The organism is Mesorhizobium sp. M0185 (assembly GCF_040322175.1).
GTDB lineage: Bacteria > Pseudomonadota > Alphaproteobacteria > Rhizobiales > Rhizobiaceae > Mesorhizobium.
On sequence record NZ_JAMYSY010000089.1, the window covers coordinates 1 to 12,616 of the forward strand.

A 12,616-nucleotide genomic window follows, 5' to 3' on the forward strand; every position below is an offset into this window, starting at 1 on the left:
GTTTGGTGTTTGTCGGGGGGGGGTGGGGGGGGGGCGGCGGGGTAGTGTGGGGTGTGCTCGCGGGCCGGCCCCCGGGCCGCGGGCCGCGCCCGCCACCTTGGGGGGGGGCGGGGGGGGCGGACGGCGCAGCCGTTGCGGCCGTGACAGGGGCGTGGCAGGGGTCGCCTCTCGGGCAGGCCGCGGGCGCAGCCTCTCCGGCGGACCGTCGCCATGGCTGCAAGGCTTCCGGTGACGCCACCCGCCTGCCTGGCCCCGCCCGTTCATCCGGGCGGCAGGAAGAGACGGGCATCCTCCGGGACGAGCTGATCGCTGAGCCATGCGGCGAGATGAGCTGGGCCGAGATGGCGCAGATCGTCGTTGAAGTCGCCGAGCTGCGGCCGCAACACCAGGGCGAGGATCCCTGACTCGCCTGCGCGCTGGCTGAGGCGCTCGATGCCGTACCGGCCGGCGGCGTCGGCATCGGCTGCTATGTAGAGGCGACGGCAGCCAGGCGGGAAGGTGAGGCCGGCGAGGTGATTGGCTGAGGTGGCGGCAGCCACCGGCAGCGCCGGCATCAATGTCCGGAGCGAAGCCATCGTCTCGAACCCCTCGCCGGCGGCCATGACCGGTACAGGCGCACCGGGCTCAAGGCCAAGCCAGATGGCGTTGCCCAAGAGATGACCCAGCGAGCGGCGTGGATCGGCGAGTTGCGCCTTGCCGACCTTGCCGCTCGGGTCGAGCCCAGGGGAGAGGTAAGTGCGCTGCAGGCCGGTGATATGTCCGTCGAGGCTGGTGACAGCTGCAATCAGCGCATGAAGCGTGTGCGTTTCGCCAGTGATGAGATCGCGATAGTAGCAGCCGGGATGGAAGCGCACGGCACGCTCATGCGCGGAAAGCAGGATGCCGCGGCCGGCAAGGTATCGTTCGGCCAACGTGCCGGCGATCGGCTGCGACATGGCGAACAGGCGACGCGCCGCGTCAGGCGAGCCGGGTGCCGCGGCAGGCTGGCGTTGCGCGCCAGGAGCTTGGGGCGGTGGCAGCGGCACGGAGAGGAAGCGACGCGCTTCATCCGCGACCTCGCGGAAGTCGACCAGACCACAGCTTTCGCGGATGACATCGAGCAGATCGCCAAATTCGGAGGTCGCCTCATCGACCCACTTACCCGCAGGGCCCTTGGCACTGGTCTTGAGCCGAACATGCATGGAGCGGCCGCGGGTGTTGCGGGCATCGCCGACCATCCAGTAATTGCCCATGCGATGGCCGTTGGAGAGATATTCGCGGCACACCGCCTCGGCATGATCGCCAAGGCGGCGTGCCAGCTCGGAGGCCGAGCCGGTCATGATCGCCCCCCTCAAGCCGCCGCGGTACGGTCGGTGACGCCAACCAGCGTATGGCGATCGAGGAGCGCGGCGAGGATGGCGGACCCTTGCGCGGTCGTCGGGATGAACAGCCGCAGCTTCCAGGAGATGATCTCGGAGATCAGCCCCAGCGTCTTCAGCCGGGGGTTCATCGCGTCGGTGAAGCCGATCAATTCGACACGGTAGTCGTTCATGACGCGGCTGCGGCGCACAATCAGGCCATCGGCGAGTTGCAGTCCGATCCGTCCGTCGACAAGTGCGGTCCAGGCATCTTCCGGCGCGAGCTTGGGTACATCGTCGACCCCGAGATTGCGCAACATGGTCGCGACCAGCGTCGGCGCGATGTGGCGGCCGATGATGCGTTCGCCGGCGTCGGTCTGCATACGATAGACTCGACAGTCGTCGTCCGGCAGCCGATGCCAGATCGGCAGCAGCAGACCCGTCACGATATGAAAGGTGCTGGTGATGAAGTCCGGGACGGCGGCGACTTCTGCCTGCCACAGGTCGCAGAACAGTTTTCGGTCGGTCGGCTGCCAATGGGTTTCGGCAAGGGCGTCGAGACCGAAGCGCAGCTCGTCGGTCGGCCGCAGCAGGCGTACGCGGTGCTCTATCGTGCCGTCATCGAGCATCAGGCTCGCCGTCGGCAGCCGGATCGCCGCGCGGCTGGAACGTGTGTTCACCAGCAGAACCGATTGCGGCTCCGCCCGGACAATGGCCAGTGCGTCGACCAGGCCGAGCGGCCGGATACGGTCCTTGCGCGCGACGGTCAGCACATGCGACTGCGCGCCGGAGACCGGGTGCGCGTAGACGGTGCGGCGATCGGTGACGACGATGCTTTCGGCCGTGATCGTCTCCAGTCCCTTGTCATAGTTTCCGGCGGCGATCGCGCCCTCAACCTTCGCCGCCATCAGCTGCTCGAACACCTCGAACAACAGGTTCTGGGTTTCGATGCGCAACGCCAGCAGGCGATTGAGCCAGGTCGTGATCGGCGGCAACTCGTCGCGCAGCCCGCCCTCGTCAGTCGTCAGCGACAGCCCGGTCACAGTCTCGAAGGTCGTGAGCGAGCAGCCCTCGATCCTGCCTTGGTGCAGCAGATGATAGAACTGCCGCAGCGCCGCGCGGGCATAGGCGCTTTCGAGATTGTCTTCGGCACGGAACAGCCCTGCCCCGCCGGTCTGGCGCTGGCCGCGCGTGATCGCGCCCAGCGTGTCGAGCCGTCGTGCGATCGTCGACAGGAAGCGCTTGCCGGCTTTCACGTTCGCGGCCATGGGTCGGAACAACGGCGGTTGCTTCTGATTTGTGCGGTGGGTCCGTCCGAGACCCTGGATGGCGTTGTCGGCGCGCCAGCCGGCCTCGAGCAGATAGTGCTTGCGCAGCCTCTGGTTCCTGACCCCGAGATCGGCGTGATACGAACGGCCGGTACCGCCGGCGTCCGAAAAGATCAGCACGCTCTTGTCGTCATCCATGAAGCTTTGCGTCTCGGCCAGATTGGCCGAGCCAGGGCGGTTTTCCACGGCCAGCCGGTCGATGCCGTCGCCGCCGGTCTTCTTCACGATGCGCCGCGAGCGGCCGGTCACCTCGGCGACGGTGTCGGTGCCAAAGTGATGGATGATCTGGTCAAGGGCACTGCCGACCGGCGGCAGCGATCCGAGTTTTTCGACCATCTCGTTCTCGACGGCAGTCGCACCGGTCGCGGAGACGTAGACGACACGCGCGTCGGGCAGCGCGTGCTGCAGCCGCAGTCCGGCCCTGCCCTGCTGCGACGGAGCGATATCGCCACGCTCGCTTCTGCCGCCAGCGGCATTGGCCATGGCGTGGGCCTCGTCGAAGACGATGACGCCATCGAAAGATTTTTTGGCCCCCGACGGGTTTTCTCCAATCCCTGTCTGGCTTTCTTTAATCCCCGTCGGGCCTTCGTCCCTCCTCGCCTCTTGTCCGACCCAGTCGAGGATCTGAGCGATCCGGGATTTCTTGCCCTGCCGTTCCTGCGAGCGCAGGGTTGCGTAGGTCGTGAACAGGATGCCCTCGGCGAGTCGGATCGGTGTGCCCTGCCGATAGCGTGAGAGTGGCTGGACGAGAAGTTTTTCCTGGCCAAGGGCTGCCCAATCGCGCTGGGCGTCTTCAAGCAATTTGTCCGACTTGGAAATCCAGATCGCACGGCGGCGGCCCTGCAGCCAATTGTCGAGGATGATGCCGGCGACTTGCCGGCCCTTGCCGCAGCCGGTTCCATCGCCCAAAAACCATCCACGGCGGAAGCGGACAGCGTTCGCAGCACCTTCTGGCGCGGCCGAGACGACATCGCAGGTCTCGTCAACCGTCCAGGCGCCGGTGAGATGGCCGCAATGGGCTTCGCCGGCATAGATGACGCTTTCGAGCTGGGCGTCCGACAGCAGGCCCTCGTCGATGATCGCATCAGGAAGAAGCGGCCGATAGGAAGGTTTTGGTGGCGCGACGGCGGCCATTGCGGCCGACTGTACGAGCGGCGTCGGATGCGGTTTGGCGCGGGGAATATCGATCGACTGAAGCGCGTAGGGTTCGTAGATTGAATCGGTGAGCCGGCCGCCCTCCTCCGGCATCCAGTCGCGCAATTCGTAGGCAAGGGGAATAGCCGGCGTGCTGTTTGCCATGACCTGGCGAGCGGGCTTCGCTCGCGCAATCGGACGGACCGATTGCATTGCCTTTGGAGCAGCCGTTGAGACAGCGAGGGGTGCGGCTCTCTGCGATCGGGCAGCCATCTGCATGGCGGCATTGCGCAGGATGCCGCTGGACAATGCACCGATCGAATCCGGGAATCCACCCAAAGTCCGGGGCGGCAGATCGGAGATCCAGGAGAGCAGCGTTTCGACATCCTTGGCCTTGCCTGGCAAGGCGACGAAACGCGACGGATCGACGGCCGGCACCTTGTCGATGATCGTCAGGCGGGTCTCGGTGGTGGTTCCGTGGCGGGCATAGACGCGGCCGTCGATCGCTGCGGTGAAGATGACCGTGCCCTGCTGCTGCAGGCGTTCTAAGGCGAGCCGCCATTTCGGGTTTTCGGGAGACAGCCCGGCGCCGGTGATGGCAACGAGGCGTCCGCCCGGACACAGGCGTGCGAATGCGGAAGAGAGGTGCCGCCATGCCGCGTCGCCGACATGGCCTTCGACATAGGCACCGACGCTGAAGGGTGGATTCATCAAGACGACGGACGGCTCGATGGCCGCGTCGAGATGATCATCGATATGGGCGGCGTCGTGCCGCGAGACGGAAAACCGTGGGAACAACAGGCCGAGGAGATCGGCCCGCGTCGCGGCAAGCTCGTTGAGGGCGATCGAGGCGCGCGCCATCTCGGCATGGACGGCGAGCAGACCGGTGCCGGCCGAGGGTTCGAGAACGAGATCGCAAGATGCGATCGACGCGGCGTGCGCTGTGACGAAGGCCAGCGGCAAGGGCGTGGAGAGCTGCTGCATGGCCTGGCTCTCGTCGGACCGTCGCGTATGGGTAGGAAGAAGTTCGGCGATGCGCTTCATCATCGCTAGAGTTGCCTGCGGCGTGGTGGACCGGGACAGCATCGCTGGTCCGAATCGGCGCAGAAACAGCACTTGCGCGATTTCGAGCGCCTCATAGGCGTCCTTCCAGACCCAGAACCCTTGCGCATCGCTGCCGCCAAAACTTGTCGTCATGACGGTGCGCAGTGCGGCGGTGGTGACAGGCTTGCCCTGTTCGAGGAAAGGCAAAAGCAGCATTGCCGCCTGATGGATCGCCTGGGCGGTGTCGATGGCGTCTTGTGCCGGAACGCCGAGGGGAGCGGCCGTCCGGGCGACGGTCGAGGTGGTCGAAACAATGTTCATGGAGATGTCCTTTGCGAGAGGGGAGTGGCGCCCGCGCCGGCACTCTCTCCGCGCCAGCCGGGCCGCACTCCTCCCGGCTCCCCTTTGCCTCTGGCGCCGATGCACCAAACGGGTTGCGCTCTCCGCAAAGCCATGCCTTGAATGCGCGGACAGGGATGCGGCGGCCACCTGGAGCTGCGGAGGTGATGCGACGGTTCAGAATTGGCAGTGCGGTTTACGAGGAAGGGGCGCCTGACCTGCAGACGGCGCTGGCGAACGCCTATGCTCGCACCGAGCGTCCGCTATGCCTGTGCCGCGAGCCGGGCTGCCCGATGTACATCGCCCGCATCGGCGACCTTCACCTGATCAAGCGCATGCCGCTGAGCGGCGGCGGGCATGATCCGTCCTGCGATTCATATGAATCACCTTACGAACTGTCCGGGCTGGGCGCCTTGATGGGCAGCGCGATACAGCTCGATCCGCAAAGCGGCATGGCTGCTTTGAAACTCGATTTCAGACTGTCGAAGACGGGGAGCCGGGCAGCGTCCGCGCCTGCTGGCGAGAGCTCCGCCAGTGTAACCGGAGACCCCAGGAGGATGTCGCTGCGTGGCCTCCTCCATTATCTGTGGCACGAGGCCGAATTGACGGTCTGGACATCCCGCTGGGCTGGCAAGCGCCATTGGTGGAATGTCCGCTGGCATCTGCTTGAGGCTGCCGGGCAAATGACGGTGAGGGGCGGACCGCTCGCGGATATCCTGTTTGTGCCCGAGCCGTTTCGCTCCGAGAACAAGGAAGCGATCGAACAACGTCGCAACGCGGTTCTCGGCACGGCGCTCCCGCCAAAATCCGGCCCACGAAAGCTACTGGTTCTGGTCGGCGAGGTGAAGGAAATCATGCCCGCCCGATCCGGTCGGAAACTTGTCGTCAGACATTTGCCCGGCTTTCCCTTTGTCATCGACGATGCATTGCATCGGCGTTTGCAGGCACGTTTCGAGAGAGAATTGTCGCTGTGGGGAGCGGATTCCAGCTCACATCTGATAGTGATCGCGACCTTCGGACTGAACCCGGCCGGCCTCGCCGTTGTTGAGGAGGTCGCGTTAATGGTGGTATCCGAGAACTGGATCCCTTACGAGACGGTCCCGGAGAAGCGGCTGGTCGACGCGCTCGCCCGCCTTCGCGAGAAGAGCGTGAAGGGATTGCGCTACGACCTGCAAACTGACCAGCCGATCGCCAACGGTTTGCTCCAGAACAGGCAAGAGCCGATCGCGCTCTTTGTCGTCCCGGCCGGTGCGGACGAAGCGTTCGAGGCTTCGCTCGACGAAATGATCGCCGCGCGTCCGGAGATCGGCTCCTGGGTGTGGCGGGTCGGCGAAGGCGATATGCCGCCGTTGCCGCTCTGAGCGTCGGCGGAATTTCCGACGAGGTTCAGTATGTCTTACCCCAGGCCCAGCTTCTTCTTGAGCTCGGCATTTTCCTTGCGCAGACGGTCAGCAAGCAGGTTCTTAAGGCGCTTGTTTTCTTCCTCGAGCGCGAGCAGGTCCTTCAGATCGCCGCTATCTGCGGCTGGCGCTGCAACCTTCTTCCACTGATAATAGGTCTGCTCCGAAATGCCGGCTTGGCTGACCGCACTCTTGCTGGTCGCACCCCCAGCGATCGACTTCTCGATCTGGGCAAGCTTCTGGGCGCGTTCCTTCTCAGAATAGGTCTTCCGGGCGGTCCGCACCGCCACCGCAGGTTCAGCCGCCTGAGGTCCTGGTCTCGCCCCGTTCTTGCGGGTCGGCTTGGCGAGCTCTGCCTTCGCTTTCCTTGCTCGCGGAACTTTCTTCTTCGCTTCAGGGGCTTCCACTTTGGCTGGTGCTACTGTTGTCTGAACAGTTTGAGCTTCCTGAGAATCGGCCATGATATGCTCCGCTTGTCGATTGTCACCGTCTTCAGCATCGATGGGTCTTATACTGGAGTCAATGAGCTCAGAACCTGGCAGCTGAGCACCATCAGACAGCTGCGTCATCTCGGTGACAATTTTGGACAGGTCGAGACCACCCCAGATCGACTGGCTTGGCTTTTGCTTGCCGCGCTTCTGTTTGACTTCCACGATAAATGGCCGGATCTGCCGCTTCATTAGTCCCTTCCTTGATGTGAGGGCGACTTGCAGCCAAGTCGCTGTTTCGCGTCAGCGAGTATTCTGCGCCTAAGCATCTTATCGCTCTTGCCGAGCTTTATCGGAGAAGGCCAGCGACGAGCAAGCGAGGTTTCCCTGACCTCGGGGACTGGCTCGATTACCGGGACGCAAACGGTCTATTGCGAGCCGAGGTCTCATTTGACGCGACCTTCAGAGCCTATCCATGCCCGCCATCCACAGGCGCCACTTCGCTCGATCCACCGGCAGCTGACAAATTTCGACATGCTGACGAGGCTCGCATGCTCCAGGTTCGGTAAAGAACCCCTCCCTGCATCGAGCGCCGCCTACGCCGTCATTCGTTGCCGCCGGGCAAACACAAGGGATTCACAGCCGTCCGCATCCGATGACTGTGCACAACCGACTGCATCGATTGCAATCCTGATTTTCTTGGGAGCAAATCTTCTCATGGCGGCGGACGAGCTGGACGCGATTGTTTTCGGGATGGCGGTCGACAGCGTCCGTGCGCTTCCTCTTGGATTCACGGAAAAAGTCGCAGAAATTGCCAACCGAAGCCACGGCGTCCTGCTTTTTGATTTGCGCATCGATGGCGACTTGGAAATGCAGCGGATCGCCGCCGTCCGATATCCAAGCAACCAGACAGGCATTCTGGCGCTGGACAAGCAGGGCTCGGCGATCAGCCATTGGATGATCAATGGCACTTTCTCCAGCTTTATCGCTCCCTTGGAGGACTGGAACACTCTGCCGCTACCGATGCAGGCCAGGACGAGTATCGCCGGCCCGGCCAGCCTCTTCATCGGCGCCTTACGCAATGCCGGATACATCCTGCGCGGCAGGTCCTGATCCGAAGTTTTGCGCGGTGACTGGCCGATCATATCGTCGAACCAGCCGGCCACACGGCTTCGCTAAGGGCGATTACCCACGGTGATCAGGTGACAAGGATCATCCGAGTTGAAGTCTGACCCTGATAGGTGGCTCGCTGGACTACGAGCACCTGGTCGGTGCTGGCCTTAAATACCGTGAAAATGCGCCGGCCGGCGGCGACGCACTGATCGAGCAATGTCGGTTGCCGTCACGGTATCTTGGAAAGCGATAGGGCTGCGTGCAAGCGATCGTAATGTGCGAGAGCGTCTCGCCCGTCGGCGTCCAATGGTACGCCTCCTCGATAGACATCGCGCCGCATAGCCTATCCGACGCGCCTCATTTCAGCGGAGTAGGCGGACCGTGCTAATAGGGACGTTTCGCTTCCGAGCGGCAGCTCTCAGGGATAACCTTTATCGTCGCCTCCCTTCTTTGAGTTCCGGCTTGATCGGGCGGAGGACAGGAGTTCGTCAATCTCGAGATCCGACAGATCATCGAGCAGCTTGAAGACTGCATCATGCCTTCCGGCGTTAACGAGAACCGTGCCTTTGCCGCGATGTTCGGCCCACCCGGTCTCGGGATCTGCGTTGCGGGCGATGCCCCTGAGTTCGACGGGGGTCATGTTCCAGATCGCCTCGAGCTTCTCCGCGCGGGTCCTGCTGTCGCTCGCGCCGGTCTCGTGGGCGATGGCGGCGCGCATCTTGTCCGGGGATTGCCGGTCCGTGAGGTCGCAAAAACCATGAAAACAGCGTTCGCGGCCGCGGATCCGGATCGCGAAGAATACGCTGGTCACGTTGCCGGCCTTGAACTCCGACATGCCGAACATGCCGGTGCGCATGAAGAGCGGCGGCAGCAAACCGAGCATGAAGTGATATTCTGACGCGGTGATCTGGAACCACTCGCCTGAATAGGGAGTGCCGGAAAGCGGATCGATGCCGGGAGTATCTTTGTGTCGGCTGAGCTGTTGGAACATCTGCTCGCGGGTGGCGACGCCGTCGAGCACCTTCCTGAAGGGTGGATGTGCGGTCATGGGGTTCTCCTGAACGCGGGTCGGCCACGCGCGGCATGAACCGCGTCGTCGCAAGTGCTTGGTGATGTTGTGGCTGTCGACTGGCCGAGCCTGCGGCCGGCGTGTGCACCGGCGATGATGGGGTTTGCAGGATTCAGGCGGCGCGTCGCTCGGAGGAAGGCGAAGCGTCTCGACCAACCCCAGTGATGGCACGCACGGCGGCGGCGAGCGCCGGGATGTCGTCGAGCATGCCGAGCGCGACGAAGTGGTTGGCCCCGCCGATGTAGTCCTTGCGGCCCTTGCAGGTGCGGATCAGGATGCCGTGACCTGAGGACAAACCGAACTGGCCGACCTGGATGTGGGCGCGGTCATGGTGCAGGGTGATTTCACCGGAAACGGCTATGCCCGTGTTGTTTGAGCGCAGGTCAAAAGTTCCCTGCGGCAGGTTTAGTTCGGCGGCGAGTTTCTTCAGCCGTGAACGGGCTGTCGCGTGAAAACGTCTCTTGTGCTGCTCGTCATAGGAGCAGCTTCTGTTCCAGTCGAACATGTCGATCTCCATGAAATTGAACAGGCCCGCGATCGCTCGCGCGATCCGGGCCTGTGGTCGGGTGGGTTAAATGGTGAAACGGTCAGGCGACCGCGCGGCCCTCAATGACGTGGGCGCCGACCTCATCGGCGGAGACCTCTTCGAGATAGGCTCGGCTGTACGAATTGCTGGCGAGCCAGCGTTCGGCCGCCTCGCGATCCTTGGCGAGATAGAGCAGCTCCGGGCTGTCGCCGAGTTCCTGCAGGACGCGGACCATGCCGATCATGGGACGCTCGATGACCTCGAAACGCAGGTCACTCTCGACGGACCAAGTGCGCCTGACCGAGACGACGATGATGCCGCCCTGCCCAAAATCGCCCTCATGCAGGGTGAAATGGGCGGGCGAGCTATAGGTCGCGCGCTCGCCCGGCGGTTCCTTCCTGACCAGGCGACCGACGCCGTTGCGGCTCTCCCAGACGGCGAACTTCTTGGAAAAGCGAGCCGGCGGCTTCGCCGCGCCGTCGCTGTATCGGATAACGCTCCCCAATGGGGCGGATTCGTACACGATATGTGCGGACATGCGGGTTTCTCCATGTCGGAAAACGAAAAAGGGCCCGGCGGGAGTGCCGGGCCCGGTGCGAGCGTGAGGCCGATTATTCAGCGGCCTGGAGGTGGTCCGCCTCGTCGCCGTCGATGGTCACCGGCTCATCGGAGGACGGATCCGCATCGTCGGCGAGGAAGGCCGGCAGCTCGGTGGCATCGCCGTCGAGAGCCGCCTCGTCCGACATATCGCCGGCGACCGCGTCGCCAGCATCGGTAGCCACTTCATTGACCTCAAGACGCAGCGGCTCGGGCAACCAGTTCGACCCTTCGAGAAGACGCGCGGCCTCACGCGCCATGATGTCCTTCTTCATGTGGTCGATCAGCTGCGCGGAGTCTGCGCCACGAGCTTCATGGACTGCCTGTAGAATCCGCGCCTTGGTGAGCCGCCCGAGGAACTCGACCGTAGGCGTCCAGCCGGCGTCGACCATGTCGAACTGGAGGGAACGGCCAAGCACGTCTGCATGCTTGAGCGCCTTCGGTCGCCTGTTCCAGGGTTCGACCACCGCATTGAGGGTCAGCGAGACGCAGTGCGCGAATAGCGCCTTGCGGCTTGCTTCGTCGAGGCCGAGAAGGAAGTTCCACAGGCCATCCGCCTCATCGGGCAGATCGCGATCCCAGGCTTCATGGCGCTCGGCGATCTCCTTCGCCCAGGATGTCTCGGCAAGACCGTCGACCTGGCTGAAGCCGCCGCTCTTCAGGCTGATCTCCAGGCACGTGTCCGGCGCGAAGCGATAGAAGACCTGCAGGACGAAGGCATGGAGTGCGGCGACGAAGGCGATGTCGACGTCAGCGGCGAGCGCGTTGCGCAGCGCCAGCGTCCGCTGTGCGGTCAGGTCGAAGACGAGCCGATCGGGCAGCGGCTTGATGCCATCGTCCTCGCCGTCGTCACTAGCGCTGTCATTCACCGGCTTGCCGTTGACGACAACACCATCGCCATCATCGTCGCCATTGGATCTGGCTTCATCTCCAGCATCCTGCTCCTCGCCCTCACGGACATCGCCGGTTTCGGTCCGCGGTTCGTCCTCGGACCGCACGAAACCGGCGTCGACCTGGAGCTTGCCGTTCGCGGCAAGGGTAACGAACACACCGGCGATGGCCTTCTGGGCGGGATCGTAGCTTTGAGGACGATCATCGATCGCATCGAGCTCTGCGCCCAGCTGGTCGAGCTTCGCCTCGATCGCTTTGTCGGCATCCTCGGCCTTGGCATAGTCCGCGTCGAGCTTGTCGTATTCGGCCTTGAGCGCGTCGTAGCGTTCGATCTCCTCGGCGCTGAGCTCCTGCGGCTCGGCATAGATGCGCCGCATGCCGGAGGTATGGCCGTAGGGAAAGCTGATCGCCGCCTCGACCCATTTCCAGCCCTCGGCGCGGATCGCCTCGGCATCCACCTTCAGCCTGTCGAAGACAAGCTGCTCGAGGAGTGCCGCATCCTGGAACCAGCCGCCGGAATCCTGCTCGAACAGGTCGCGCAGGATGACGCCGCCTGCAGCCTCATAGGCTTCGGCGCCGACATAGACGGCCCGGCGATCATCGGCCCTGACCGTGGTCTCCGTCAGCAGGCGCCTGATGTAATAGGGTTCCTGCATGTGCGAGCCGACAATCCGTTCCCAGACCTGCTCCTGACGTGCATGATCGTCCGAGATCGAAAACGCCATGATCTGCTCAAGCCGGATTTCGTCCTTCTCGTAGAGACCGAGAAGCCTCGGCGACACCGATGCCAGCCGCAGACGCTGTCTCACTGTCGCCGGTGATACGAAAAAGCGGGCGCCAATCTCGTCCGGATCGAGGCCCTGATCGCTGAGCGTCTTGAAGGCCCGGAACTGGTCGAGCGGGTGCAGGTCGGCGCGCCGCAGGTTTTCAGCAAGCGAGTCCTCTTCGGCCGAGGTCTCCTGCCTGCGGTTGACGATGCAGGGGATCGGCTCGTTCTTGGCCAGGCGCTTCTGCTTGATGAGGATGGCGAGCGCGAGATAGCGACGACCGCCGGCCGGCACCTCAAACGTGCCGGTCTCCTCGCCCTCGCCGTCGAGCATCGGACGGACGTTCAGGCTCTGGATGAGCTTTCGCCGCCCGATGTCCTCGGCCAGCTGCTCGATAGACACGCCGTCCTTGATGCGCCGGACATTCTTCTGCGACAGCCTGAGCTTGTCATAGGGAATGTTCTCCGCGGCGTTCATCGCGATCTTCTGAATGGCGTTCTTTGCCATGGTCAGGTTCTCCATGACGGGCGGCCCGGGGCCTCTCCCCGAACCTCCAAGCCCGTCAGTGCGCCAAGCACAGCCCTCTAACTCTTTGACCAGAAAGGAGAAAAGCCGAGTTGGAAGACTAGCCACCAACATCTCC

At 63.7% G+C, this 12,616-nt stretch carries 9 protein-coding genes; 2 read left to right on the forward strand and 7 right to left on the reverse strand.

Features of this window, described 5'->3' with window-relative positions; genetic code table 11:
* Window positions 1-260: 260 nt before the first annotated feature.
* Window positions 261-1,319, reverse strand: a complete 1,059-nt coding sequence (locus tag NKJ20_RS33035; protein WP_352749785.1) for a DUF7146 domain-containing protein — start codon at window positions 1,317-1,319, stop codon at window positions 261-263.
* An 11-nt stretch (window positions 1,320-1,330) separates the two neighbouring features.
* Window positions 1,331-5,164 carry a strawberry notch C-terminal domain-containing protein gene (locus NKJ20_RS33040; RefSeq protein WP_352749786.1) on the reverse strand — a complete coding sequence of 1,278 codons (3,834 nt, stop codon included), beginning with the start codon at window positions 5,162-5,164 and terminating at the stop codon, window positions 1,331-1,333.
* A gap of 185 nt (window positions 5,165-5,349) precedes the next feature.
* On the opposite strand from NKJ20_RS33040, the gene NKJ20_RS33045 reads away from it, so the two are divergent.
* Entirely contained in the window at window positions 5,350-6,543 is a 1,194-nt protein-coding gene (locus NKJ20_RS33045) for a DUF1173 domain-containing protein (RefSeq protein ID WP_352749788.1), read from the forward strand.
* A 35-nt stretch (window positions 6,544-6,578) separates the two neighbouring features.
* On the opposite strand, the gene NKJ20_RS33050 is transcribed toward NKJ20_RS33045, so the two are convergent.
* Complete coding sequence (locus tag NKJ20_RS33050; protein ID WP_352749789.1) at window positions 6,579-7,262, reverse strand: transposase; 684 nt, start codon at window positions 7,260-7,262, stop codon at window positions 6,579-6,581.
* A 465-nt stretch (window positions 7,263-7,727) separates the two neighbouring features.
* Between NKJ20_RS33050 and NKJ20_RS33055 the strand changes: the two genes are divergently transcribed.
* Window positions 7,728-8,123, forward strand: coding sequence for a hypothetical protein (locus NKJ20_RS33055; protein ID WP_352749791.1), 396 nt, complete (start codon window positions 7,728-7,730; stop codon window positions 8,121-8,123).
* 418 nt (window positions 8,124-8,541) lie between these two features.
* Here the strand turns inward: NKJ20_RS33055 and NKJ20_RS33060 are convergent, their stop codons facing one another.
* The 4 genes from NKJ20_RS33060 to NKJ20_RS33075 form a co-directional block, all read right to left on the reverse strand.
* Complete coding sequence (locus NKJ20_RS33060; RefSeq protein ID WP_352749794.1) at window positions 8,542-9,171, reverse strand: DUF1419 domain-containing protein; 630 nt, start codon at window positions 9,169-9,171, stop codon at window positions 8,542-8,544.
* A 133-nt stretch (window positions 9,172-9,304) separates the two neighbouring features.
* Entirely contained in the window at window positions 9,305-9,697 is a 393-nt protein-coding gene (locus NKJ20_RS33065) for a hypothetical protein (protein WP_352453161.1), read from the reverse strand.
* Window positions 9,698-9,779: 82 nt separating this feature from the next.
* The gene (locus NKJ20_RS33070) at window positions 9,780-10,256 is read right to left on the reverse strand and encodes a UCP036055 family protein (protein WP_352453162.1); all 477 of its coding nucleotides are present in this window, start codon (window positions 10,254-10,256) and stop codon (window positions 9,780-9,782) included.
* 73 nt (window positions 10,257-10,329) lie between these two features.
* Window positions 10,330-12,480 carry a ParB/RepB/Spo0J family partition protein gene (locus NKJ20_RS33075; protein WP_352749793.1) on the reverse strand — a complete coding sequence of 717 codons (2,151 nt, stop codon included), beginning with the start codon at window positions 12,478-12,480 and terminating at the stop codon, window positions 10,330-10,332.
* Window positions 12,481-12,616: the final 136 nt, after the last annotated feature.